This is a genomic window from Nonomuraea sp. NPDC049695 (assembly GCF_040674955.1).
GTDB classification, from domain to species: domain Bacteria; phylum Actinomycetota; class Actinomycetes; order Streptosporangiales; family Streptosporangiaceae; genus Nonomuraea; species Nonomuraea helvata.
In genome coordinates, this window is the sequence record NZ_JBFANV010000026.1 from 78,588 (window position 1) to 101,718 (window position 23,131).

General features: G+C 69.2%; 22 protein-coding genes. 15 read left to right on the plus strand and 7 right to left on the minus strand.

All coding sequences use genetic code 11. The features are described from left to right. Nucleotides 1–40: 40 nt before the first annotated feature. Nucleotides 41–961 carry a carbohydrate ABC transporter permease gene (locus AB0J64_RS23235; RefSeq protein ID WP_364030140.1) on the plus strand — a complete coding sequence of 307 codons (921 nt, stop codon included), beginning with the start codon at nucleotides 41–43 and terminating at the stop codon, nucleotides 959–961. 592 nt (nucleotides 962–1,553) lie between these two features. Here AB0J64_RS23235 and AB0J64_RS23240 read toward each other — a convergent pair. Beyond that, nucleotides 1,554–2,093: a hypothetical protein gene (locus AB0J64_RS23240; RefSeq protein WP_364030143.1), complete on the minus strand. Its 540-nt coding sequence runs from the start codon at nucleotides 2,091–2,093 to the stop codon at nucleotides 1,554–1,556. A gap of 407 nt (nucleotides 2,094–2,500) precedes the next feature. On the opposite strand from AB0J64_RS23240, the gene AB0J64_RS23245 reads away from it, so the two are divergent. From AB0J64_RS23245 to AB0J64_RS23255, 3 genes are all read left to right on the plus strand, one after another. Beyond that, nucleotides 2,501–2,815 (plus strand): hypothetical protein, encoded by a 315-nt coding sequence (locus AB0J64_RS23245; RefSeq protein WP_364030146.1) that lies wholly within the window; start codon nucleotides 2,501–2,503, stop codon nucleotides 2,813–2,815. A 78-nt stretch (nucleotides 2,816–2,893) separates the two neighbouring features. Beyond that, nucleotides 2,894–6,100 (plus strand): NACHT domain-containing protein, encoded by a 3,207-nt coding sequence (locus tag AB0J64_RS23250; RefSeq protein ID WP_364030149.1) that lies wholly within the window; start codon nucleotides 2,894–2,896, stop codon nucleotides 6,098–6,100. Beyond that, nucleotides 6,097–7,077 (plus strand): hypothetical protein, encoded by a 981-nt coding sequence (locus AB0J64_RS23255; protein WP_364030152.1) that lies wholly within the window; start codon nucleotides 6,097–6,099, stop codon nucleotides 7,075–7,077. The genes AB0J64_RS23250 and AB0J64_RS23255 overlap by 4 nt, the downstream gene beginning before the upstream one ends. A 3-nt stretch (nucleotides 7,078–7,080) precedes the next feature. On the opposite strand, the gene AB0J64_RS23260 is transcribed toward AB0J64_RS23255, so the two are convergent. Next, on the minus strand, nucleotides 7,081–8,301 hold the full coding sequence (locus AB0J64_RS23260) for a serine hydrolase domain-containing protein (protein WP_364030155.1): 1,221 nt from the start codon (nucleotides 8,299–8,301) through the stop codon (nucleotides 7,081–7,083). Nucleotides 8,302–8,341: 40 nt separating this feature from the next. Further along, on the minus strand, nucleotides 8,342–8,719 hold the full coding sequence (locus AB0J64_RS23265; protein ID WP_364030158.1) for a hypothetical protein: 378 nt from the start codon (nucleotides 8,717–8,719) through the stop codon (nucleotides 8,342–8,344). A 218-nt stretch (nucleotides 8,720–8,937) separates the two neighbouring features. Between AB0J64_RS23265 and AB0J64_RS23270 the strand changes: the two genes are divergently transcribed. Then, on the plus strand, nucleotides 8,938–9,825 hold the full coding sequence (locus AB0J64_RS23270; RefSeq protein WP_364030161.1) for an NmrA family NAD(P)-binding protein: 888 nt from the start codon (nucleotides 8,938–8,940) through the stop codon (nucleotides 9,823–9,825). 322 nt (nucleotides 9,826–10,147) lie between these two features. Here the strand turns inward: AB0J64_RS23270 and AB0J64_RS23275 are convergent, their stop codons facing one another. Next, complete coding sequence (locus AB0J64_RS23275; RefSeq protein ID WP_364030164.1) at nucleotides 10,148–10,849, minus strand: TetR/AcrR family transcriptional regulator C-terminal domain-containing protein; 702 nt, start codon at nucleotides 10,847–10,849, stop codon at nucleotides 10,148–10,150. Between the two features lie 116 nt (nucleotides 10,850–10,965). On the opposite strand from AB0J64_RS23275, the gene AB0J64_RS23280 reads away from it, so the two are divergent. The 8 genes from AB0J64_RS23280 to AB0J64_RS23315 all read left to right on the plus strand — a co-directional run bounded on the left by AB0J64_RS23280 (nucleotide 10,966) and on the right by AB0J64_RS23315 (nucleotide 18,935). After that, on the plus strand, nucleotides 10,966–12,153 hold the full coding sequence (locus tag AB0J64_RS23280) for an FAD-dependent monooxygenase (RefSeq protein ID WP_364030167.1): 1,188 nt from the start codon (nucleotides 10,966–10,968) through the stop codon (nucleotides 12,151–12,153). A 73-nt stretch (nucleotides 12,154–12,226) separates the two neighbouring features. Beyond that, the gene (locus AB0J64_RS23285; RefSeq protein ID WP_364030170.1) at nucleotides 12,227–12,619 is read left to right on the plus strand and encodes a GntR family transcriptional regulator; all 393 of its coding nucleotides are present in this window, start codon (nucleotides 12,227–12,229) and stop codon (nucleotides 12,617–12,619) included. After that, nucleotides 12,616–13,539 (plus strand): ABC transporter ATP-binding protein, encoded by a 924-nt coding sequence (locus AB0J64_RS23290; protein ID WP_364030173.1) that lies wholly within the window; start codon nucleotides 12,616–12,618, stop codon nucleotides 13,537–13,539. The genes AB0J64_RS23285 and AB0J64_RS23290 overlap by 4 nt, the downstream gene beginning before the upstream one ends. Then, complete coding sequence (locus tag AB0J64_RS23295; RefSeq protein ID WP_364030176.1) at nucleotides 13,536–14,570, plus strand: ABC transporter permease; 1,035 nt, start codon at nucleotides 13,536–13,538, stop codon at nucleotides 14,568–14,570. The genes AB0J64_RS23290 and AB0J64_RS23295 overlap by 4 nt, the downstream gene beginning before the upstream one ends. Beyond that, on the plus strand, nucleotides 14,567–15,985 hold the full coding sequence (locus tag AB0J64_RS23300; protein WP_364030179.1) for a S41 family peptidase: 1,419 nt from the start codon (nucleotides 14,567–14,569) through the stop codon (nucleotides 15,983–15,985). The genes AB0J64_RS23295 and AB0J64_RS23300 overlap by 4 nt, the downstream gene beginning before the upstream one ends. 12 nt (nucleotides 15,986–15,997) lie before the next feature. Then, on the plus strand, nucleotides 15,998–17,152 hold the full coding sequence (locus AB0J64_RS23305; RefSeq protein ID WP_364030182.1) for an alpha/beta hydrolase: 1,155 nt from the start codon (nucleotides 15,998–16,000) through the stop codon (nucleotides 17,150–17,152). Nucleotides 17,153–17,380: 228 nt separating this feature from the next. Further along, nucleotides 17,381–17,617 carry a hypothetical protein gene (locus AB0J64_RS23310; RefSeq protein ID WP_364030185.1) on the plus strand — a complete coding sequence of 79 codons (237 nt, stop codon included), beginning with the start codon at nucleotides 17,381–17,383 and terminating at the stop codon, nucleotides 17,615–17,617. A gap of 58 nt (nucleotides 17,618–17,675) precedes the next feature. Beyond that, nucleotides 17,676–18,935 (plus strand): FxsB family cyclophane-forming radical SAM/SPASM peptide maturase, encoded by a 1,260-nt coding sequence (locus AB0J64_RS23315; protein WP_364030188.1) that lies wholly within the window; start codon nucleotides 17,676–17,678, stop codon nucleotides 18,933–18,935. Between the two features lie 105 nt (nucleotides 18,936–19,040). Here AB0J64_RS23315 and AB0J64_RS23320 read toward each other — a convergent pair whose 3' ends face one another. The 3 genes from AB0J64_RS23320 to AB0J64_RS23330 form a co-directional block, all read right to left on the minus strand. Further along, nucleotides 19,041–19,862 carry a patatin-like phospholipase family protein gene (locus tag AB0J64_RS23320; RefSeq protein ID WP_364030191.1) on the minus strand — a complete coding sequence of 274 codons (822 nt, stop codon included), beginning with the start codon at nucleotides 19,860–19,862 and terminating at the stop codon, nucleotides 19,041–19,043. A 156-nt stretch (nucleotides 19,863–20,018) separates the two neighbouring features. Next, nucleotides 20,019–20,573 (minus strand): glycoside hydrolase family 16 protein, encoded by a 555-nt coding sequence (locus AB0J64_RS23325; protein WP_364030194.1) that lies wholly within the window; start codon nucleotides 20,571–20,573, stop codon nucleotides 20,019–20,021. Nucleotides 20,574–20,876: 303 nt separating this feature from the next. After that, nucleotides 20,877–21,344 carry a MarR family transcriptional regulator gene (locus AB0J64_RS23330; protein WP_364030197.1) on the minus strand — a complete coding sequence of 156 codons (468 nt, stop codon included), beginning with the start codon at nucleotides 21,342–21,344 and terminating at the stop codon, nucleotides 20,877–20,879. A gap of 410 nt (nucleotides 21,345–21,754) precedes the next feature. Here AB0J64_RS23330 and AB0J64_RS23335 point away from each other — a divergent pair, with 410 nt between their 5' ends. Next, the gene (locus AB0J64_RS23335; RefSeq protein ID WP_364030200.1) at nucleotides 21,755–22,201 is read left to right on the plus strand and encodes a hypothetical protein; all 447 of its coding nucleotides are present in this window, start codon (nucleotides 21,755–21,757) and stop codon (nucleotides 22,199–22,201) included. A 26-nt stretch (nucleotides 22,202–22,227) separates the two neighbouring features. Beyond that, nucleotides 22,228–23,091 (plus strand): viomycin phosphotransferase, encoded by an 864-nt coding sequence (gene vph, locus AB0J64_RS23340; RefSeq protein ID WP_364030203.1) that lies wholly within the window; start codon nucleotides 22,228–22,230, stop codon nucleotides 23,089–23,091. Nucleotides 23,092–23,131: the final 40 nt, after the last annotated feature.

Sequence of the window (23,131 nt, forward strand, 5' to 3'; positions counted from 1 at the left end):
CGCCGGCGCTCCCTGCGATGCTCATTCCGGAGGCCGTCTCATGACGTCCATCACCCGCTCGCGGCTCCGACCCACCTGGGACGACGAGCCGTCCATCGCCGGCAAGCTCACCAAGGCGGTCGGCCTCGTCATCATGGTGCTCGTCATCGTCTTCCCGATCTACGTCGTGGTGCTGACGAGCATCTCCTCCGGGAAGGCCATCAACGAGGCGGGCGGCCTCGTGATGATCCCCGACGGGTTCAGCTTCCAGGCCTACGCCGAGGTGCTCGGTGGCGGCGTGGTGGTCAAGGCGCTCCTCGTCAGCATGGGTGTCACCATCGTCGGTACGGCCATCAGCCTGAGCGTCACGGCCATGGCCGCCTACGGGCTGTCGCGGCCAGGCTCGTTCCTGCATCGGCCACTGCTGTTCACGGTGCTGGTGACCTTCCTGTTCGGACCCGGCATCATCCCCTCATACCTGCTGGTCAACAGCCTGGGCCTGATCGACAGTTACTGGTCGCTGATCCTGCCCGGCGCCATCTCGGCCTTCAACCTGGTCGTGCTGCGCTCGTTCTTCATGGGCATCCCCGGAGAGGTCATCGAGAGCGCCAAGATCGAGGGAGCGAGCGACTTCCTCATCTTCCGCAAGATCGTGCTGCCGCTGTCCAAGGCGGCGCTGGCGGTGATCGGCCTGTTCTACGCGGTGTCGTACTGGAACGCGTTCTTCAACGCCATGCTCTACCTCAACGACAGCGCCAAGTGGCCCTTGCAGCTGGTGCTGCGGACCTACGTGCTGGACGGCGCCCCCATGCAGACCGCCTCGGGCACGGTGGACCCCAGCAGCCTGGGCCTGGCCGCCGTCCCGGTCACCTCCGTCCGGATGGCGGTCCTCGTGCTGGCCATGATCCCGGTCGCCGCCATCTACCCGTTCGTCCAGCGCCACTTCATCAAGGGCGTCATCGTCGGCGCAGTCAAAGGCTGAGTCCGTCCCGGGCCGAAAAGCAAGGTCTTCGCATCGGGAGGCGCTACGCGCCATACAACCGCTCAGACAGCGCCTCCCAGGGGGCTCGCGCCCCCTTCGACCCCCGGACAACCCCGCTCGCTCCGCTCGCGTCCCCGCCCGTTGACCGGTTACCGTGCAAACCTGCTGGAGCCCACCGGAAGCCCTGATTCGCTTGACCGCCAGTACCGGCGGGGATCCGACCTGGCACCCCTCGACCTCGGAATGGCCTGGCACCCCCGCAACTTGGCCGACCCGGGGCACCGCTGGTTCTGGACCACCTGGCGGCCGCGGTCGTGGACCTGTCAGGCACCGGGGAACGGTGGCTCTCAGGGGAGCACGACGTCGTAGCGGCCGAAGCTACCCGGCCGCAACGGGCACCTGGCTGCGCCACGTAGTGCCCGATTTGCCCGACCCCGTTCTGCCCAAGGGCCACCCCGTGGCATCGAAGTCGATCATCAAACGCTACGGATACAACGCGACCGGCTCTGGCTGCTGAGGTCACCGCGGCCACGGCCATCTCAAGATCGTCAGGTGAGTTGCGGCGCCCGTAGTGAGGTGGGCCGCGGCCTTGTCAGCGTGCTCGCGTGCGCCGATCCGTTGGATCCCTGTGTATCAAAGCGTTCCAGAAGGCGCCCACGGGTACGGTGACAAGAGCCAGCCATGGGCTCAACGCCAGCAGCAGCGAGAGTCCCACCTGCGCCAACGCGTTCCCGCCGAACCAGGCCAGACTGCGCCCATAGGAGTACGGGTCCGAGCGGCCCGCCGCGGCCTGCTCCAGGTCGAGCGGGGACGGGCGAAGGATCGCTCTGCCGCCGTACACCACGAAGGCGAGCAGCACACCGATGAGCTGAACACCGAGCCCCAGCCAGACGGCGTCGCGAAGCTGCATGTCCTGGAGCGTCACCACGCCCATGCGGGCGAGCTCGATGAGAATGCCGGCCGTCAGGTTCAAAACCGTGGTCGCGGGGCCGGCCAGGTCGGGACGTGCCAGATCCGATGTCAGTCTCCATGGCAGGAGGACCAGCAAGCCCGGAATCACCAGGTCCAGGATGGCCAGCCCCAGGCCCCATAACAGTGCGGGCCAGGAGAATCCCAGCAGGCTCGCGGCCATGACGCCGAGAACGAGAAGCGGGGCCGCCTCTGTGACCACTGCGCTCTTCAGCCGGGCCCGCGCCTGACCCCATAGCCACGAATGGCTCTGTGGTGTGAGTCCCATATACGCCTCCTTGGCCGCAGCCACTGATCTTCAGGAGAACGATCTGGACGGGACCTCGGTTCCTACGCCCAGGCCAGGCATATAAACCGCCTTCGGCCTTACCGTGCGTCGAGCCACAGGGTTGCGGGCCGCCTGCGGGTGGTGCGGTGGCTCCTCCCCTGAAGAAGGCGTGGTGCATCCCGCCAGAAGCAGCGCGAGGACCAACAGGCATCTTCGCATTAGATGATCATAGGTGGCTGGGCAACTTTCCAGCATGGCTCATTACCTGCGGCGTTTTCCTCGATATATGGGATAATGACAACATGGCCAGGATCTTGCGCTGGGGCGCGGGCATAAGTGGGGTAATTCTGGTCGGTTTCGGCGTCTGGCTCTTCTTCAGCGTCGGTCTCGACAAATCAGACAAAATCGCTAGCAGTGCCGGGCTGTTCGTCGGGGTCGCGGGCCTGGCCGTGTCGATCTACAGCGTGATCATCGCGCGTCGCCAGGCAGCAGTCCCGCCGACGGCGCCGTCAGGGGGACAGCCGAGGATCGAGGCCTCCGGCGAGGGTTCCGTCGCCGCCCAGACGATTTTCGGCAACGTCGTCACGGGTGATCACAACCACCTGAACACGAATTAGCCATTTCCGCGGAACGGTCGTCAGCGGTTCACGTACGCTCGGTCCGCAAATAAGGTGTACAGCTGGCTGAAGGAATCGATGTCCGAGCTCGATCTGGTTGTGCATTATCTGGAAGAATGGGCGGCCGGAAAGCCGGGGCGCTCGAATACCCCCGTCGCGCGGTTGCTCGACGCGGCTCTGGAGCGGTTGCACGTCCTGGTGACCGAACGTCTCGGCCGGTCCCCCACCACGGCCGCGCTGGCGGCAGAGGCCGCGGCCGATCCCGTCTTCGCCGGCAAGCTCGCCGTCGCGCTGGGGGAGATCAGCGCGCTCAGAGCGGCCCAGAAGGCGGGGGCCGTCGAGGCGGGCCCGAAGGCACTTGCGCAGACGGGCACCGAGGTGCGGCAATCCGTGACGGCGCAGGGCGGCGGGCCGACGATCGTCGCCGCGGGGCAGCAGTCCGTGGCGGCGCAGAACGTCGGCGCGATCTTCATCCAGCAGCACATCACCGCTCCGGACCCGAGGGAGCGGGAGATCCGGGCGCAACTGCTGGCCTGCGTGCGCGCGTACTGGGTGGACGGCGTCCTGGCGGACGTCCGGCGTGCGCAGCCTCATTGGCTCGAGCTCGGTGCCACCCTGCGTAACAGCGCCGTCGACCACCCGTTCGGCGCCTGGGTCCGCGAGTACGACCAGCCCGACCAGCCGCTTGCGGGCGCAGCCTCGCTGCTGGAGATCGCGATGCGCTTCAACGGCCATCTGCTGGTGCTGGGCGAGCCGGGCAGCGGCAAGACCGCGATGCTGCTGACCTATCTCAGCGACCTGCTACGGCAGGCCGAAGAGGACGCCGACTGCCGCATCCCGGTCTACTTCCAGCTCGCCACCTGGACGGTGGCGAAGGGACCGCTGGCGAAGTGGCTGGCCGACGAGCTGCGCGAACGGTACGGCATGCCGGCGGAGACCGCGGCCAAGTGGGTGACGGAAAATCGCTTCGCCGTGCTGCTCGACGGGCTCGACGAGGTGGTGTCCGAAGAGCGCGAGGCCTGCCTGCAGGCGATCAACCAGTACAACAGGGAGCACGGCTTGGTCCCGCTGGCCGTGTGCAGCAGGACCGCCGACTACGAGTCGCTCACCGGCAAGCTGCGGCTCAAGGGGGCCGTGGTCATTCACCCTTTAGCACCGAGCCAGATCGAGGAGTTCCTCCAGGCGGGTGGTGACGCGCTCGCCGGCGTGCTGGCCGCCATCCGCTCAGATGCGCAACTCGCGCAGATCGTCTCCTTCCCGCTGATGCTCTCCCTCGTCGCGGCGATCTCCGCCGGACCCGGCCCCGTATCCGTCCCCGGCCCGGGTGACCTCGAGGAACGGCGTGCCGCGATCGTCGCCACGTACGCCGAACGCATGCTGGCACGCCCCCGGGGGGCCGCCGAGGCACTGCGACGCCCCAAAGACCGGCCTTACCAGCCGGACGACTCGCATCGCTGGCTCAGCTGGATCGCCTGGGAGCTCCACCACCGCAACCTGGTCGACTTCTATCCCGATTGGATGCAGCCCAACTGGCTGCCCGACCAGCGCGGGGCCAGGTGGCTACGACTGGGGCTCCCGATGCTCGAGGTCGCGATCCTGGGCCTGGCGGGAGCGCTGCTCATCTGGCTGATCTCCGTCACCGTGAGCCTGCCGTACGCGAGTTCGATCGCCGGGGCGCTGCTCGGGCTGGACCTGGTGCTGATCTTCCTGGCGCAGCGCGGGATCGAGCCGGTCGAGCCGATCCACATCAGTCCGGAGCTGTTCATGCGGCGCCAGCGCTGGCGGGCGACGCTCTTTGTGATCTGGGTCAGCATGGGGACGGCGATGGGGGTGGGCATCGTCGCGGCGCTGATCACGGCGGTGCTGGTGACGGAGCTGCAGATCCTGTCCATGTCCGCCGACGCACCGACGGCGTTGCGGCCGCAGGTGCCCGGAAAAGGCATCCGGGCCGCCGGGAGGGGCGGCCTGGTCCGTGGGGCGCTGCACGGCCTCGCGGCCGGGATCATGAGCGGGGTCTGCTACGAGGGCCTCGAGCCCGGCACCGGCCTTCCGCTGGGCGGGCTGACCGCGCTCCTCACCGGCCTGGCCTGCCTGTTCAGTGTCGGCGGCAACTCCTACCTGCGCCATCGCCTGCTGGTCCGGCGGCTGCGCGGTGACCGGCTGATCCCCTCCGACATGGTCGCCTTCCTCGACCACGCGACCGATCACCTGATCCTGAACCGGGTCGGTGGCGGCTACCAGTTCGCCCACCGGATCATCCGCGACCACTTCGCCGGCCGCGCGGAGGCGATCGGCGGCGACGCGCTCCAGCTCTCCCGGCTGCCGCATCCGGAGCCCGTCTTCCGGTCCGAACGCCTCGGAGGCGTCGTGATCAGCCTGGCCTTCACCCCGGAGGGACGCCACCTGGCCGCCGGTACCCGCGCCGCCGAAGCGGTGCTGTGGGACACGGCGGAGGGGGACGAAGCCGCGAGATTCTGGCACGGCATGGCCCCCACCAAGGTGCGGAGGATCGACGCTGTGGCGATCAGCCCGGACGGGCGGACCCTGGCGACCGGATCCTGGGACCGCCAGGTCATGCTCTGGGACATCTCCGACCCGCGCAGGCCCACCCGCGGCTCCTCACTCAAGGGACACCGCCGGCCGGTCGCCGGTCTGGCCTTCCACCCCGGCGGATCGCTGCTCGCGACGGCCAGCCAGGACAGGACGGCCGGGCTCTGGGACCTCTCGGACCCGTTCGCGCCGACGCGCGTGGCCACGCTGACCGGGCACGGCAGGGCCGTACGCACGGTCGCGTTCAGCATGGACGGCGCCTGGCTGGCGACCGGGGGAAGAGACGGAAACGTGCTGCTCTGGGATGTGCGAGAGCCGTCGGAGCCGACCGTGCGCCACCGCCTCCGCTGTCGCTCGGGGTGGGTGTTCGCCGCGGTCTTCAGCCCGGACGGGCGGCTGCTCGCGGTCGCCGGGCGCGACGCGACCGTGAGCATCTGGGGACTGGGCGACAGCCCCACCCAGCTGGCGCGGATCACCGGTCAGACGCGGCTGGCGAGCGACGACGCGGCTCTCACCACCGCCTTCAGCCCGCAGGGACACCTGCTCCTGACCGGGACGTCGATGTCGTGCGCGATCCTCTGGGACATCTCCGACCCACGCAGCCCGGTACGAGTGGCGACGCTCGGCAATCAAGGGACTGCCACCGCGGCGGTCTTCACCCCGGACGGTCGCCGGCTGGCCACCGGCAGCCTTGACCAGACCGTCGTCCTGTGGGACCTCGAGGAGGACCGGTGAACCTGCGACTCGTCAGCGCCCTGCCCGGTGAGCACGGGCGGATCAGCGTCGTCGTCTTCAACTCCGCCGGTGACCTGCTGCTGGTGGGGGCGGGCCGGCAGACCACGCTGTGGGGTCTGAGCGCGGGGGACGGTCCGGTCGCCCGCGGCGCCGTACGGCCCGGCACCGGACCGCAGTCGGTGACCACGGCAGGCTTTCACCCCGGGCAGCCGGTGGTGGCGACCAACGGCGGCAGGATGCGCGTGGCCTCGGTGTGGGAGTGCCCGGACTCCGGTCCGATCCGGTCGCTCTATGTCCACAAGTGGTACGACCGCTCGACGGCGTTCGCCTCAGGAGACGTGAGCGCGGCCTTCGCGCTGGCCTTCCGCCCCGGCACGGGCATGCTGGCGACCGGCCACGCGGGCGGGCGGCTGCGGATGTGGGACTTGGGAGAGCCGGCCTCGCCGCGGAAACTCGCCGAGACGAAGATCAAGGCGCCCACCGTGGACGCGCTGGCGTTCTCGCCCGACGGGGCGTTCCTGGCCTGCCCTGACAGGCGCGGAGCGGTCTTCCTGTGGCAGGTCACGGAGCGCGGACAGCTGGGCCTGGCGCAGACGTTGGAGACGAACAACGGCCGGGCCCGCTGGCTCCGCTGCAGCACGGACGGCAGGCTCCTGGCCGCCAGCACGCTCGGCGGGGTCTGCCTGTGGGATCTGCACGAGCCTCGCCGTCGCGAACCCGTGGCGCACCTGGCCCGTGGCCGCGCCCGCCCGGGGGCGTGGCGCAGCACCGACTTCCACCCGTCCGAGCCGCTGGCCGCCACCGGAGACATACGTGGCGGCGTCGCCTTCTGGGACGTGTCCGATCCCTACCACCCCGCTCTCCTCGCCGAGGACGCCGTTCATCGCAAGGCCGTCACCACGCTCGCCTTCAGCCCGGACGGCCGCCACCTGGCCACCGGCTGCAAGGACGGCACCGCTTCTCTCTGGTCGTTCTGAGGATCATGGGCGCTGTCCGGGGCCGCGAGCCTTCATCGAGCTCTGGACCGCGGCGAGGAGGTTCGCGGCCCTCAGGTCCGGCACGCCTTCCAGGACGCGGTTCATGACGTAGCCGAAGGCGAGGCCGGTCGCCGGGTCGGCGAAGCCGATCGATCCGCCGCGGCCGGGGAAGCCGAAGGCGGTGGGCGAGTACCAGAACGCGTCCGGTGTCGGGAGGCCGAAACCGGTGCCTATGCGGACGGGTACGCGCAGGATGCGGTCGATGCCGCTGACCTGTTCCGCGGTGGCGGCGGCCAAGGTCTCGGCGGTGAGAATGCGGTGCCCGTCGACCTCGCCGATGAGCGCGGCGTAGAAGCGGGCCAGCGCGCGGGCCGTGCAGATGCCGTTGGTCGCGGGCATCTCCGCGGCCTGCTCCTCCGGCCTGTCGTGGTCCAGCGGGGGTGTGACGACGGCGAGCGAGCGCCTGGTCAACGACGCCGGATCGGCGTAGGCCGCCATGACCTCGCGCATGGGTTCGGGTAGGGCGTTCAGGTCGATTCGGGCCAAGGCCTCCCAGTCGGGCGGGGGCGCGATGATCCGGCTGACCCGGTGCTGCTCGGTCTTCGGCAGCCCGATCCACAGGTCCAGCCCGAGCGGTGCGGCGATCTCCTCCGCGAGGAACGTGCCGATGCTGCGGCCGGACACCCGTCGGACGACCTCTCCGACGAGCCAGCCGTACGTGAGCCCGTGGTAGCCGTGATCCGTGCCCGGCTCCCAGTACGGACGCTGGGCCGCCAGCGCCGCCACCATGGGCTCCCAGGCGATCGCCTTCTCCGGCGTGACCGGGTGGTCGAGCGCGGGCAGCCCGGCCTGGTGGGTGAGCAGCCAGCGGACCGGGAGGCGGTCCTTGCCGTTGGCCGCGAACTCCGGCCAGCATTCGGCCACAGGCGCGTCGAGGTCCAGCTCTCCCCGCTGGGCCAGCAGGAGGGCGCAGGTGGCCGTGACGGCTTTGGTGGTGGAGTAGACGAGCTGCAGGGTGTCGCGGCCCCACGGGCGGCCGGTCTCGGGGTCGGCGATCCCGCCCCACAGATCGACGACCTTCCGGCCGTGCAGGTAGACGCTGACCGCGGCCCCTATGTCCGCGCCGCCGGCCAGGTTGGCCGCGAACGCCTCACGTACTGCTTCGAATCCCGGTGCGGTGTTCCCGCCGATCAATGGGGCGATTTCTGGGCCGATTTCGGGCATGCGTCATCGCCTTCTGTGCTGATGAGGTCTGGAGAAAGGGCTAGCTGCGCCATTTCCCGACGAGCCAGGCGCAGATCTCCGGCTCGGTCATCTCGGGAAACTCTTCGCCGAACGTGGCCAGCGCGCGTATCGCCTCGTCACGGGTCAGGCCACGCGCCGCCGCTTCCTTGAGGTACTCCTGACGCGCGAGGGAAGGACGCCCCCCGCCCGCGCCGCGGCCAGGCAGCCCCTCACGCCACTGCACGATCTCCGTCAGCCGATCCGGCCGCCAGCCGGGAGCCCCGTCGACCTCGACGTCCGGCACAGGGAACGGGTGATCGGAGTCGTCCGAATAGCGGCTGCGCCACTTGTGCACCGCATGCCTGGTCACGCTCAGGGCCTCGGCGATGCCGAGGACACCGAGGTAGCGCTCGGTCATGGGTGCCCCTGCTTGTCTGTCCGGCCTCCTTCGCGGATTCCCAGTACTACCACGCCCGACGCGGGTGTTCCCTCAACGTCGTCTCTGTCGCAGACAACGTTAGCGCGAAAGGGAAACATCGTCTACAGAAGAGACGAGGATTCCTTAGTTGACTAACTTTTGAAAATCGTCATATAGTCACGTCTCGTCAGCGATCTCCCCTGAAGCAGGAGCAACTCATGGACACTCGCGACAAGACCGTCCTCGTGATCGGCGCCACCGGGAACCAGGGCGGCGCCACCGCCCGCCACCTGCTGGCCGACGGCTGGCGGGTCCGCGCCCTCGTTCGCGACGACACCGCACCGGCGGCCGTCGAACTCGCCGCCGCCGGTGCCGAGCTCGTCCGGGGCGACCTCGACGACCGCGCCTCCATCACCGCGGCAGCGAGCGGCGCGTACGGCATCTACAGCGTCCAGTCCGCCAACGACAACGAGATCGCCCAAGGCAAGAACGTCGCGGACGCCGCCAAGGCCGCGGACGTGCGGCACCTGGTGTACTCGTCAGTCGGCGGCGTCGAGAGCCAGAACCGGTTCTACGTGGAGCACGGCTGGGGCGCCATCGACAAGTGGCAGATCGAGAAGCACATCCGCGACCTGGAGGTCCCCGCGACGATCCTGCGCCCCGCGGGGTTCATGGAGGACTTCACCAGCCCGGCACGGTTCTTCCAGAACGGCTCGCTCAACGTGCCCTGGCGAGACGACCTGGTCATGCAGCTCGTCGCCATCGACGACATCGGGGCCTTCGCCGCGCTGGCGTTCGCGGATCCTGCCGCGTACCTGGGCAAGGCCGTGGACGTCACCGGCGACAGGCTGACCGCCCCGCAGATCGCCGACGCGCTGAGCGCGGCGGCCGGCCGGCCGGTGCCGCACACGCGGATCCCGCTCGAGGTCCTCTGGGAGCACGATCCCGAGGTGGCCAAGGTCTTCACGTGGGCCGACGAGACCTACTACGACTCCGACCTCGCACCCCTGCGAGAGGCCCACGCCGGCCTCATGGACTTCAGCGCGTGGCTGGACCGATCGGGCAAGGCGCGGCTCCTCGCCCAGCTGGACTCCCTGCCGGCGTAACCGCGCACTCCCGCCCGCGACAGGCGGCGCGACCTTCGCCACTGTCCGTTTTCGGCGTAATGTGAACAAATAGGGGGATATTTCATGCGGGGCGGGGATACGCCCAGTACCTCTCGAAGGGGGCGAGGCCATGATCTTCCCGCGTTACATGTCCGCCGCGAGAATCTGCCTGCTGGTGCCCGCTGGGCCGGGGCCGGATCCGGTGCGTCCGCACAAGAGCATCAACAGTGACAGCAGCAGTCGTTCCCGGCACCGTCGCAGTCGTCGTTGAACCACCCTGGCCGTCCGCTCCCCGGGAGCGGACGGCTGGCGCATGACCGGGTCATTCAAGGCGCCGGCGGTCGAGCTCGCCGAGGATGCCGACCAGGCCCAGTTCGAAGCGGTGAGTGAGGCCGGGGCGGGCGGTCAGCTCGTCCGCGACGGCCGCCAGGTGGGGGTAGCGATCGGCGGGCAGGTCGCGCAGGAAACCGGTGATCTGACTGAGACGGGCGTGGTTCTCGGGGCCCTTGCCGAAGGCGATCTCCTGGCCGGCGAAGCCGACGACGTAGAAGAGCAGGAGCAGATAGCCGTAGCCGGACAGGCGGTTGTCGAACCCCGCCTGGCGCAGGATGCCGATGATGTGGTCGGCCAGCCGCAGCCCGTTGGGGCCGAAGGGGACCCTGCCCGGCAGGAGGCGGGTGGCCGCGGGGTGGGCGAGGAGGACCTGCCGGAGTTCGAGGCCGATGCCGACGAGCCGCTCCTCCCATGGCCGGCCGTCGTCGCCGGACAGCGGGCACTTGCCTACGACCACGTCGATGAGCAGGTCGAACAGCTCGTCCTTGCCGCGTACGTGCCAGTAGAGCGACGGCGACTTGATGCCGAGCGCGACGGCGAGCTTACGCATGCTGAACGCGTCGAAGCCCTGTTCGTCCAGTAGATCGAGCGCCGCCTGAGCGATCTGGGCACGGTCGAGCCGCGGTTCCGTCTCCTCGATGCCGCCCGAGAAGCCGGGAATGTCGGGAATATCGGGATCTTGACGTGCCATGCGGGACTCCCCCTTGTTCTCTGCGCCGTCCCAATCTAGCAGTGCAAGGGATTCCCTAGCGATGTTAGGGTCTCCCTTGCATTGCTAGGGAAGCTCCTCGAGAAGGGACGGCTGAAATGCCGCGTCCACATGTGATCGTCATCGGTGCCGGGCTGGGCGGACTGTGCCTGGCTCAAGGGCTCCGGCGGAGAAACCTCGACGTCGCCGTGTACGAGAGCGACGCCTCACTGACGTCCCGGCAGCAGGGCTACCGGATCCACATCGACGGGCACGGCGACCAGGCCCTGGCCGGCAACCTGCCCTCGCATCTGCACCGGCTGTTCCGGGCCACCGCCGGAGTCCCGCGCACCAGCACCCCGGTCTTCGATCACCGGCTCGAGCGGCTGGCGGTCCTGGAGCCCTCCGACGACGGCGTGCACCTGGCGGTCAACCGCTTGACGCTGCGGCAGATCCTGCTCGCGGGCCTGGAGGACGTGGTCGCGTTCGGCAAGCACTTCACGCACTACCGCGTCGGCGACGACGACCGCGTCACCGCGTACTTCTCCGACGGCACCACCGCGACCGGCGACGTGCTCGTGGCGGCGGACGGCGTGAACTCCCCGGTGCGCAGGCAGTACCTGCCGCACGCGCGCGTGGTGGACACGGGCCTGCGGCAGCTGTACGGCAAGGTGCCGCTCACCCCGCAGACCCGCGACCTGTTCCTGGACGACATGTTCGCCGTGTTCACGCCGATCGTCGGCCCGGACGGGAGCTTCGTCGGCGTCGCCCCCGTGGAGTATCCCGAGCCCGTACGGCAGGCCGCCGCCAGGCTCGCCCCCGAGGTCGGACTGCGTGACACCCAGGACTACATGACCTGCTCCTTCGGCGCCCGCCACGAGCTCCTGCCGGCCGACGACGAGCTGCGCGCGATGTCAGGGGCCGAACTGCGCGCCATGACTCTGAGCATGATCGATGGCTGGCATCCCGGAGTGCGCGCGATCATCGACCGCTGGGACACGTCCACGGTCTTCCCGCTGACCCTCCGTACCAGCGTGCCGATCGAGCCCTGGCCGACCACCAACGTCACGCTGCTCGGGGACGCCATCCACGCGATGAGCCCGGCGGGCGGGGTCGGCGCGAACACCGCCCTGCGGGACGCGAGCGCGCTCGCCGCCGCGCTCGGCGAGGCCGCCGCCGGCAGGCCGCTCGTCCAGGCGCTGACCGAGTACGAGGCCGCGATGGTCGCCTATGGCTTCGACGCCGTACGCACCTCCGCCGAGAACGGGCAGCGCCTGCTCGGCCAGGACCCTCTTCCCACAGCTTGAGACAGCGTTCCTTACGATCCTTTAACATCTAGGAACCTAAAGTACTAGGAGACTAGATAAATGGAGGAGCCCGTTGATCGAGTTCCATCTGGACGGCAGGTCGGGTGTCTCGCCGTACCTGCAGCTGGTTCAGCAGGTACGGCACGCGCTGCGCCTCGGTCTGCTGCGTGAGGGTGACCAGCTCCCGACCGTCAAGGAGGTGGTGGCGCAGTTGGCCATCAACCCCAACACGGTGCTCAAGGCCTATCGGGAGCTCGAGCACGAGGGCCTGGCGGCCGCCCGGCCGGGCGTCGGGACGTTCGTGACGAAGACGCTGACCGACACTTCGCTGGCCGCGCACGGCCCGCTCCGTCAAGATCTGCGGCGCTGGCTGGCCAGGGCCCGCCGGGCCGGACTCGACGACGAAAGCATCGAGGCCCTCTTCATGGCCACCTTTCGGACCAGCTCACAGGAGGACATAGCGTGACCGAGCGAAGCGAGGGCACCCATCGGCACAGCACTTCTGTCCTGCAGGCCCAGGGGCTGGGCAAGAAATACGGCAGACGCTGGGCGCTGCGCGAGTGCACCATCGACATCCCGGCAGGGCACGTCGTAGGGCTGGTGGGCCCCAACGGGGCCGGCAAGACCACGCTGCTGAAGCTGGCCGGCGGCCAGTTACACCCCACGGCCGGCGGCATCACCGTGCTCGGCGGCCGTCCCGCCGACGGCCCCGGGCAACTGGCCAAGGTCGGCTTCGTCGCCCAGGACACCCCCGTCTACGCCGGGCTGACCGTCGCCGAGCACCTGCGGCTGGGAGCTCGGCTCAACCCCCGCTGGGACGCCACCATGGCGCGGGACCGGATCGCGCGGCTCGGTCTCGTCCTCACCCAGCGGGCGGGCAAGCTGTCGGGCGGTCAGCGCGCCCAGCTCGCCCTCACCCTGGGCCTGGCCAAGCGTCCCGAGCTGCTGATCCTGGACGAACCGGTCGCCTCGCTCGACCCGCTCGCCCGCCGCGAGTTCCTGCAGGGGCTGATGGAGGCGACCGTCGAGCACCAGTTCAGCGTCGTGCTCTCCTCCCACCTGGTCTCCGACCTGGAACGGGTCTGCGACTTCTTGATCGTGCTCGTCGACTCTCGCGTCCAGGTGGCAGGAGAGGTCGACCAGCTGCTGGCCACCCATCACCGGCTCACCGGCCCGCGCCGCGATCCCGACCGGCTCCCCGCCGACCAGCACGTGATCTCCGCACGGCACACCGACCGGCAGAGCACGTTCGTGATCCGTACCGACGCCCCGATCCACGACCCCGCCTGGACGGTCACCCAGCTCAACCTGGAGGACCTCGTCCTCGCCTACATGGACAAGCACACCGTCGAGAACCGGCGAGCAGCCCTGGAGATGCAGCGATGATCTGGCTGACCTGGCGCCAGCTCCGCGGCTCGGCCGCGATGCTGGCCGCCGTACTCGTCGTCCTCGTCACCGCCCTGGCCCTGACCGGCCCGGGCCTGGCCGCCGGCTACTCCGCCGGGATCGCCGACTGTACCCGGGACGACAGCTGCGTCCGTTTCTACGACCGCTTCTTCGGCCAGTACGACGCGCCCTTCATGGCCGTCGGTCTCGTCGTGCTGCTGCTGCCCGCTCTCGTCGGGCTCTTCTGGGGAGCACCGTTGATCACCCGCGAGCTGGAGACGGGCACGCACCTGCTGGTGTGGAACCAGAGCATCACCCGCACCCGCTGGCTGGCGGTCAAGCTCGGGCTCACCGGCCTGGTCGCCGTGGCCGCCTCCTGTCTGTGCGGCCTCGTGGTGACCTGGTGGTCCGCGCCCCTGGACAAGTCGGCTCCGGAAGGCTTGGCCCTGATGGCTCCCCTGGTGTTCGGTGCGCGCGGCATCACCCCGATGGGGTATGCGGCCTTCGCCTTCGTCCTGGGCGTGACCGTGGGCATGCTGGTGCGCCGCACGCTGCCCGCCATGGCCCTCACGCTGGCCGTCTTCGCCGCGATCCAGCTCGCCATGCCGCTGCTGGTCCGGCCCCACCTGATGCCCCCGATCACCTCGACCTTCGAGCTCAGCGAGGCGAACCTGGACGGGGTCGGCATATCACGTGACGGCGGATCTCCGCGCATTTTCCTGAAGTCGGCCGTTCCCGGCCACTCGGGCGCCTGGGTCCTGTCCAGCACCGTGGTCGACGCGTCCGGACGTACGCTCGGCCGCGAAGCCGCCGTCCAGGTCTCCACGACGTCGGGACCCTGCTCACCGCAGCAAGCGGGACCGGGCACGTGCACTCCTGAGATCAACCGGCTCGGCTACCGGCAGCAGGCGACCTACCAGCCCCTCGAGCGCTTCTGGCCCTTCCAGTGGATCGAGACCGGCATCTACGCCCTGCTCACCCTCGGCCTCACCTGGTTCTGCTTCTGGTGGGTCCGAAGGCGCCTGTCATGACCGTCATCAGGACCGCCGCCGCCGGGCTCGCCCTGCTCCTGGCGGCGGCCTGCACGGCGCCGGCGCCGCCGCGCGGCCAGGCGAGCGCGGCAGCCGGTACGGTCTGCGCGCCGCCTCAGGGACCTCCCGGGGCGGAGACGCCCACCACGATCGACGTCATCGAGCAGGCCTACTTCTGCATCCTCGGCACCTACTACAGCGGCGCCACCCTGGACGCCCGTACGCTGCTGACCGCCGGATTCGTCGCCCTGACCCAGGAGCTCAACCGCAACGGGCGCGACGTGCCCGAAGCGGCCATGCCGGCGCTGACCGGCGACCGCAAAGCCGACTGGACCGCTTTCGAGACCGTCTACCGGAAGACCACCGAGCAGGTCCCCGACCTGCGCGACAGGCTGGCCGTCGTCACCCTCGAGGCCATCGTGGCCGCTCTGGGCGACAACCACGCCCGCTGGGTGCACGACGTCGAGCGGCCGCCCGACTACTACGACGGCGACGGGTACGGCCTGGGTTTCCAGGCGAACGTCAACGGTCCGCAGGTGAACGGCAACCCCGGCGTCGCCTTCTCTCCGCTGTTCGTCACCACCGTGCAGGGCGGCGCGGCGCAGGCCGCGGGACTGCGGCCGGGCGACATCATCGAATCGATCAACGAATCGGCGCCCTTCATCGATGGGAAGGCCACCCCCGCGATCAACGCCCTCTACCCCCAGTATCCGGAAGCGCGCCCCGTCAAGCTGCGCCTCCTGCGGCAGAGCACCGGACGCCGCTGGAGAGTGACGCTCAAGCCCGGCCTCTACCAGCGAGACCTGGCCGCCCTGCAAGTGGTGCGGTCGAAGCTGCTGGACGACGATGTCGCCTACGTACGGCTGGCCGGGTTCGCGCCCGACTCCGCGAACAGGGTTCTCAAGGCGACCTCCCGGCTGCGCACCGGCCGCAACCTCACCGGCATCGTGCTGGACCTGCGCGGCAACGGCGGCGGCAGCCCCGTGGAGGCGATCCGGCTGCTGAGCGCGTTCGTCCACGGCAAGGTCACCGCCTACCAGTGCAAGGTGGACGGCACGTGCGCGACCTCGTGGACCGACGACACCGTCGGTCTGCTCCACCTGCCACTGGTGGTGCTCACCGACCGCAGCTGTGCCTCGGCGTGCGAGCACTTCAGCTCCGCGGTCAAGGACCTGCGTATCGGCCAGTTGGTCGGCACCAGAACCGCCGGGGTCATCTCCGGCCCGGCGCAGGGGTACCTGCTCGGCAACAACACCACGCTGAGCTTCCCGACCAAACACCATCTGGGGCCCAACCGCGAGGTCATCGACCGGATCGGCGTGCCACCCGACCACTACGTGCCCCTGACCCCCAAGGACGCGGCCGCCGGGCGCGACCCCGCCCTGGCCAAGGCTCTGACCTTGCTGCACCAGTGAAGGGACCTGCGCATGAGACACCTCTTGGCAGCCGCCGCGGGGCTGGCCGTCCTGGCCGCGTCCGCCTGCTCCGCACCCACACCGCCCCGCTCCGCCGCCGTGTCCCCCGCGCCGGCCGGCCCCGCCACCCTGCCCGCCCCCACCGGCGCGCATCCGGTCGGCACCACCGCCCTGTACCTGAAGGACACCTCCCGCCCCGACCCTTGGAACCTCGACGCCAAAGCGAGAGAGCTCAAAGTCACCCTGTGGTACCCGACCGAGCAGCGCGACGGGCAGCGGGCACCGTACATGACACCCAAGGAATCGGAACTCCTCCTGAAAGGCTCGGGGATCGCGACCGCGCCGTACGACACGCTGAGCAAGACGCGAACCAACGCCATCAAGGACGCCGAACCCGCAGGCAGGACGCTGCCGCTGGTGGTGCTCTCCCCCGGCTTCACCAAGCCGGTGAGCACCCTCACCTCCCTGGCCGAGGACCTGGCCAGCCACGGGTACGTCGTGGCCGGGATCGACCACACCTACGAGAACTACGCCACCACCCTGGCCGACGGGCGAATCGCGGACTGCATCGCCTGCGACAGCGACACCGACCCCGGCTTCGGTACAGGGGTGGTCCAGGTGCGGGCCGCCGACGTCTCCTTCGTGCTCGACCGACTGCCGTCGAAGTGGCAAGGCTCCGACGTGATCGACCTGTCCAGGGTCGCGATGGTCGGCCAGTCGATCGGCGGGGCCGGCGCCATGGCGGCCATGGTGAAGGACCCACGTGTACGGGCCGGCGTCGACATGGACGGCACCACCTACGCCAGGATCCCCAAGAGCGGGTTCTCCCGGCCGTTCATGTTCCTGGGTTCGCCGCCGCATGTCCCTGGCGGCCGCGACAACTCGTGGGATCGCGACTGGAAGCTGCTGACCGGGTGGAAGCGCTGGATCGTGCTGTCGGGCTCGGAACACCAGTCCTTCACCGACACCCCGCTGCTGGGGGACGCGCTCGGCATCAAGCCCCTCCCCGGCATCCTGCCCGCCGCGCGCGCCGCCGAGCTCACCCGCGCCTACGTGGCGGCCTTCCTCGACCAGCATCTGAAGTCGCAGCGGCAGCCCCTCCTGGACAAGCCGTCATCACGCTATCCCGAGGCCACGTTCTGCCCCGCGACCTGCGCTCACTCCTGAGATCCGGCGGCCCCTGAAGCCGTCGGGGATGCTTACCACAGCCCACCCAGGCTCAAAGACGTGAGAGTCGGCTTTGTGGTGCTTTTGTGGCGATTCTGTGGAAGTGGTGAGGTACCGTCCGGCTGTTGTGATCAACTTCGATTAATCCCAACCGAAACAGGACATCACTGGCCGTCGGAATCGCCATGGCGGCAGGTCGATGTCCAGCCGTACGGAAAGGAGCATCCCATGTCGGAACGTGAAGGGAATCTCGTACGGAAGGTGGCCTTGACGGCTGCCGCGTTCGCTGCCGCGTCCGCGGTCGGAGTCGGGGCAGCCGGTGCCGCTTCGGCTGCCGAGCCCTCTCAGGCGAACCTCTCCGAGGTCGCGGCGACCACCGACCAGAACAGCGCGCTCGGTTCGGTGCTGAACCGGGTGACCGCCGACGACGACATCTTCCGTCCTGCCAGCCGTTTCAACAGGTGACTGACCGGGCCGTGTAGCGGCCTGCTGGGACACGAAGGGCAGAGAGGCGAAGGACATCGTGATCGAGCTACCGATCGTGCAGGTGAAAGAGCGAGCTGCCGAATGGCCGACTCAGGACGTGACCGATCAGGCGCTTGCGGATCCGTACTGGCGCCCTCTGCCCTTCGTGGAATTCGCTCTCAAATTCCACGGCCGGTGCAACCTGGCCTGTGACTACTGCTACATGTACGAGATGGCCGACCAGAGCTGGAAGAACAAACCGGTGGCCATGTCACGCGAGACGATCGACCAGGTCGCCTTCCGGCTCGGAGAGCATCTGCGGGCTCACGCCGACGAAATTCAGGGAGCGTCGGTGCGAATGCACGGCGGCGAAGCGCTGCTCGCCGGCGCGGATCAATTCGCGTACGCGGCGCGAGCGTTCCGGAGCGCCGCGCCGCCCGAGGTCCCGCTGCGGCTCGTCACCACCACGAACGGCGTGCTCCTTTCTGATGAGAAACTCCTGAACGTCCTGCGTGAACACCGCATCGGTGTCACGGTCAGCCTCGACGGCGACAGGGAAGGCCAGGACCGTCACCGCAGGTACGCCAACGGCCGCGGCAGCTATGACCTGGTGATGCGCGGCATCGAGGCCCTGAACCGCCCCGCTTACCGTGACCTCTTCGACCTTGTGCTGTGCACCATCGACCTGGAGAACGACCCCCTGTCCACCTACGAGGCGCTGCTCGCCACCGGTGCGCCGGCTGTGGACTTCCTGATGCCGCTCGGCAACTGGTCGTCTCCTCCCCCGGGATGGACCTCCGGGGACGGGGGCACCGCGTATGCGGACTGGCTGATACCGATCTTCGAGCGCTGGTATGCCACGGTGCCGCTTCCGACCGGTGTCAGGCTCTTCGAGAACATCATGACGCTGTGCCTCGGCGGTCAGGCCTACACCGAGGAGCTGGGGCTCAACCCGTTCCAGCTCATCGTCGTCGAAAGCGACGGAACCATCGAGCTCGGCGACGCTCTGAAGTCCGCCTACGAGGGCGCCCCCTACACCGGCTTGAACGTTTTCCGCGACACGTTCGACGACGCGCGACTCCTTCCGGGCGTCGTCGCCCGGCAACGAGGGGTGGCCGGCCTGTCGCCGATCTGCGGTTCCTGCTCGATCCGGGATATCTGCGGGGCCGGCGAGTACAGCACTCGATACCGCGCCGGCTCGGGATTTCTCAATCCTTCCGTCTACTGCGCCGATCTGGCCAAACTGATCTGCCACATCCGCGACCGGGTGCTCACCGACGTGGAACGGTTGAGGGCCGAGCGCGCGCAGACAGGCTGAGAACCGGAGCTGGGCACGTCACCCACGATCGGTATCGCATCCTGGCGGAACTCCCGGACGGACAGGAGCCGTGGGCGGCTCTCGCCGAGCCGCCACCGCATCCGGTCAGGTGACGGAAGCCGCGTCCCAGACGGGACGCAGGTTCACGGCGACCTGCAGGGCCTGTCGGACTCCGGCGCGGTAGACAGGTGTCCATGCCTCCCGGTTGCCGAGGTCGGGGCCGAACGCCGCCAACGCCTCGGCATCCGGGCCGATGCGCACGCCCTGCAGTTCGCTCGCCGGGGTACGGTCGGCCAGCGGCTCGATGAAGACGCGGGTCACGGCGGTGGCGGCGAGGTCCGCGTTCGCGCCGTTGCGCAGAGCGCCGTCCATGTAGCGGCGGCCGTTGACGGTGATCGGAGCGACCGTTCCGGGAAACGCGGAGCTCGACGCCACGGCCTCGACCAGGGTCGCCTCGCCGTCGCGGTCCCACACCTTCGGTTCGCCGGTCTCGGCATCCACCGCGGTGATCAGCAGGGGGCGATCGGGCCACGTCCCGGTCTCGACCAGAGAGGAGATCCCGGCCAGGTGTCCCTCCTCGGAAGGGGCCTCGGCAGCGAGCGCGATCTGTCCGGCCCGGCGGCGTTTGTCGTCCGGTTCCAGAGCCGGGTCGCCCAGCATGGCGAACGCCTGCCCCATCGCGGCCAGGTCCGGTGACCTGGTACGTCCGTCGCGCGCGGACGGCAGCACCTCCACATCGGCCAGGTCCCGGCCGGTGGTGAGCATCGCCGCGGCTATCGCTCCGGCCGAGGTGCCCACGATGAGGTCGGCGTCAGCGAGGTCGATACCCTCCCGGCGCAGCCCTGCGGCGAGGCCCGCCAGCCAGGCCGTTCCGACAAGCCCACCGGCACCGAGGACCAGCGCTTTTCCGTACTGAGGAGAGGTCATGCCGCCATCCTGCTTCCTCAACCATGCTTGAGGTCAATGCGCCAGGCGGCTCGTGGCCAAGCTGGGCTGGGGCAGGGCCGCATCACCAGCCGGGCGTCTTGCGTCAGCGTCGGCGCGGGATCGGCGCGGTCGGAGATCGGCCGCGCGGCTATGCGGCTACGCGCGTATCACGGTGACGTCGTCGATCAAGGCTGTCGCCGGCAGGGTTTCGGGGGCCACCTCTCCGACGAAGGGGCCGCCGACCCGCACGGACAGCAGCAGGAACATCGGCTGGTCGAAGACCCAGCCCGCGGCGCCGGTGTCGGCGGGCGTGCGCGTGTCGGCGCGCCGGCCGTCGACGAACCAGGTGATCGTGTCCGGATCGCGGGTCCACCGCACGGCGAACGTATGGAACCGGTCGGCGTAGGGCCGCTTGTCCGGCGCGGCATAGACGCTGCCGAGCCCGAACGGCGGTGCCGTCTCATGGCAGGTGGGGCACTGGATCGCGGTGTGCACCTGATCCGGTTCCCGGCCGAGCTGCTCGGCGACGTCGATCTCGCCGTTCGCGGGCCAGTTCGCCACGTCGTTGCCCCAGGTCCACATCGACGTGGCGACGCCGGCGCCGGGCGCGGCCCGCGCCCGGACCGCGATCGTGAGCGAGCCGTGCGGTGGCGGCAGCAGGTCGTGCGCGACGCTCAGCAGGCGCGCCGACCAGTAGTCCTGACACGTCACGGGTCGCGGTGATCCGAAGGTGCCCCCGCCCGTCCAGTGCCACGTTCTCCGGATCGTCACGGTAGACCTCCAGGTCGCCGACCTCATGATGGCCGTCGCCATCGACCTGCCAGCGCCCCGGATCCGGACGCGTGCCCGCCGGCCCCGTGAAGTCGTCACGCCAGACGACTACCGGCCCATCCGGCCGTGCGTGCGCCGACCGCGTACCGTCCGGTTGCGCATCCGCCGCCGGTACGCAGATCGCGAACGGCAAGCCGAGCGCGGCAACCGCGGCGAGTGCGGCCCAGCTGCGACCGCGTGACATCATGGGGTCTCCTTCCACCACGGAAGTCGGCGGGGTTGCGGTGGGTCGGGCGGTGGCGTGGCCTCGGCCAGCCGTCGGGTCAATGTGGTGTAGGTGCGCACCTGCTCGACGTCCCAGTCCTTGACCAACTCGGCGAACACGGCCAGGCCCTGCCCGGTAAGCCGGTCGAGCTCCCCCCGGCCGGCGGCGGACAGCGCGACCCGGTAGGAGCGGCGGTCCCGCGTGCCGGGCGCGATCGTGATCCAGCCCAGGTCGTCGAGCGCCTTGATCCGGCGGCTGATCGACGATGCCGGCGCCGCCAGCGCCTCGGCCAGCTCACTCGGCGCCAGCTCTCCCCTGCCGGCCAGCGTCTCCAGCACGGCCACCAGCTCCGGATTGAACGCCTTGGCCTGACCACGCCGGATGCGATTCACCAACGTCATCACCGCGCCGGCCATCGCGGCGATCTCATCCTCCGGTATCGGCACACAGTAGATGCTACCGCATAGCAACTATTTTTGGCTGTGGTGACAATCCCCAGCGTGACCATAAGACGTTCAGCCGCAGTGCACGTTGTCCAGCTTGGTGGTCTTCCCGTTGACTACCGTTCCGGAAACGTCAATACACTGGCCAGACGCCGAGACGTACACCGGACCGGCGTAGTACTGGAAATTCCCACCATTGGGTGAATAACCGCTGCCGTCACCTCTGTGCCCGTGCGGGTCCCGCTCTCAGGGATACGGTAGGCGCCCACCCATCACGAATCCCACCGGCCCGCCGGAATTTTCCCGCGAAGCGCCCCCTCGTGAAAGGCCTTCTCCGACCGCCGTTGGCAGCAGATCGCCGAGCCCCGAGGCAGTATCGAAGCCGATGCCCTCATCGCCCTGGAGAAGCCGTGATGACCATGCCTGAGCACATCCCCACCTGGCGCGACGCTCGCTACGACATGCCCGTCGGTCAGCAGCTGGAGCGCTACAACGAACTGGCCGCCAAGCACGCATCGGCTCGCGCCCGGATGGAGTTGGTGGACCGAGGGATCTATGACCCCGCCCGGCATGGAGCTGATGACCGTCCTCCACTTACCGTGGCCGAGCACATCGAGCTACTGGCGCTGGCGGAGTGCATCGCACGCACCGTGCGCCACCCCGCCAACGTTCACCACGCGTTGCTGGCCGGGGTCACCTGGGCCGCTATCGCCCACGTTGTCGACTCCGACGAGCTCACCGTTCGGCGTGACTACCAGCAATGGGCCGACGACCAGCACGACCTCAACCGGCACGACCCCAACCTCGGCATGACCGCCGACGAGCACGTCGCTGCGACCGCCAGAGCTTCGGAGGCATGAGAGACACTTTGTCGCGCGAAGAACCTATGCAGATCATGCAGACGAATCGCGCTCTGCTAAGTCGGCTGCTGCCGGGCGTCAAAGCGGAAGATCTCACTGTCCGTCAAGGGCAGTTCCACCAGGTAGTGATCGGATCGGACCGTGTCGTCTGCCTGCCTCGCACCGATGCGGCCGCCGCCCGGCTGCCGCATCGGGCCGCTGTCCTGCGTCTGCTCGCCGGGTTCGATCTCAGCTTCCGCACACCTTCGCCGCTGGTGGAAGGCAGCGCCCATGGCACCGACGAGTGGCCGTTCCTGGTCCTCAGCCGCGTTCCCGGAGCCCCGCTGGAGGCTGACGCACTGGAAGATCCCCAGGCGGCCGAGGCCGCGGCGGCTCAGTACGTCATGCTGCTCGGCGAACTGGCCAGGATCGGCGCCGAGGAGACGGTGCGAGCGGCCCTGCCGGCACCGCGAGAAGACCGGTGGCGGCAGTTCGCTGCGGATGTCCGCGCCGAGTTGTTCGGGCTCATGTCCGATGCGGGACGTCGACGAGCCGAGCAAGAGCTCGCGGCGCTCGACAGCCTTCCCCACATCGCCGACGCGGTGGTGCACGGTGATCTCGGCGCCGAGAACGTCCTATGGGAATGCGATGACGGACTGCCAGAACTCACCGGTGTGATCGATTGGGATGAGGTCGCGATCGGTGATCCCGCCGAGGACCTTGCGGCCGTCGACGCGAGCTACGGCACGCATTTCTTGAATCGGGTACTCATGCTGGGCGGCTGGCCGGACAGCACGCTGCCTGCCCGCATCGCCGTCATTCGCACAACCTTCGCCCTGCAGCAGGCCCTGTCCGCGCACCGGGACGACGACGAAGAAGAACTCGCGGACGGTCTGACCGGCTACCGCTGAAGTTCGGGAGATCGAAGGGGGCGCTGTCTGGAACACCCAG

What these genes read in the sequence shown, in the direction of transcription:
- AB0J64_RS23260 (WP_364030155.1), bottom strand. Translation starts at nt 8,301, where the DNA reads ATGCCCGAAATCGGCCCAGAAATCGCCCCATTGATCGGCGGGAACACC.
- AB0J64_RS23305 (WP_364030182.1), top strand. Translation starts at nt 15,998, where the DNA reads ATGAGACACCTCTTGGCAGCCGCCGCGGGGCTGGCCGTCCTGGCCGCG.
- AB0J64_RS23240 (WP_364030143.1), bottom strand. Translation starts at nt 2,093, where the DNA reads ATGGCCGCGAGCCTGCTGGGATTCTCCTGGCCCGCACTGTTATGGGGC.
- AB0J64_RS23235 (WP_364030140.1), top strand. Translation starts at nt 41, where the DNA reads ATGACGTCCATCACCCGCTCGCGGCTCCGACCCACCTGGGACGACGAG.
- vph (WP_364030203.1), top strand. Translation starts at nt 22,228, where the DNA reads ATGCAGATCATGCAGACGAATCGCGCTCTGCTAAGTCGGCTGCTGCCG.
- AB0J64_RS23245 (WP_364030146.1), top strand. Translation starts at nt 2,501, where the DNA reads ATGGCCAGGATCTTGCGCTGGGGCGCGGGCATAAGTGGGGTAATTCTG.
- AB0J64_RS23335 (WP_364030200.1), top strand. Translation starts at nt 21,755, where the DNA reads ATGACCATGCCTGAGCACATCCCCACCTGGCGCGACGCTCGCTACGAC.
- AB0J64_RS23265 (WP_364030158.1), bottom strand. Translation starts at nt 8,719, where the DNA reads ATGACCGAGCGCTACCTCGGTGTCCTCGGCATCGCCGAGGCCCTGAGC.
- AB0J64_RS23295 (WP_364030176.1), top strand. Translation starts at nt 13,536, where the DNA reads ATGATCTGGCTGACCTGGCGCCAGCTCCGCGGCTCGGCCGCGATGCTG.
- AB0J64_RS23270 (WP_364030161.1), top strand. Translation starts at nt 8,938, where the DNA reads ATGGACACTCGCGACAAGACCGTCCTCGTGATCGGCGCCACCGGGAAC.
- AB0J64_RS23275 (WP_364030164.1), bottom strand. Translation starts at nt 10,849, where the DNA reads ATGGCACGTCAAGATCCCGATATTCCCGACATTCCCGGCTTCTCGGGC.
- AB0J64_RS23280 (WP_364030167.1), top strand. Translation starts at nt 10,966, where the DNA reads ATGCCGCGTCCACATGTGATCGTCATCGGTGCCGGGCTGGGCGGACTG.
- AB0J64_RS23310 (WP_364030185.1), top strand. Translation starts at nt 17,381, where the DNA reads ATGTCGGAACGTGAAGGGAATCTCGTACGGAAGGTGGCCTTGACGGCT.
- AB0J64_RS23250 (WP_364030149.1), top strand. Translation starts at nt 2,894, where the DNA reads ATGTCCGAGCTCGATCTGGTTGTGCATTATCTGGAAGAATGGGCGGCC.
- AB0J64_RS23320 (WP_364030191.1), bottom strand. Translation starts at nt 19,862, where the DNA reads ATGACCTCTCCTCAGTACGGAAAAGCGCTGGTCCTCGGTGCCGGTGGG.
- AB0J64_RS23300 (WP_364030179.1), top strand. Translation starts at nt 14,567, where the DNA reads ATGACCGTCATCAGGACCGCCGCCGCCGGGCTCGCCCTGCTCCTGGCG.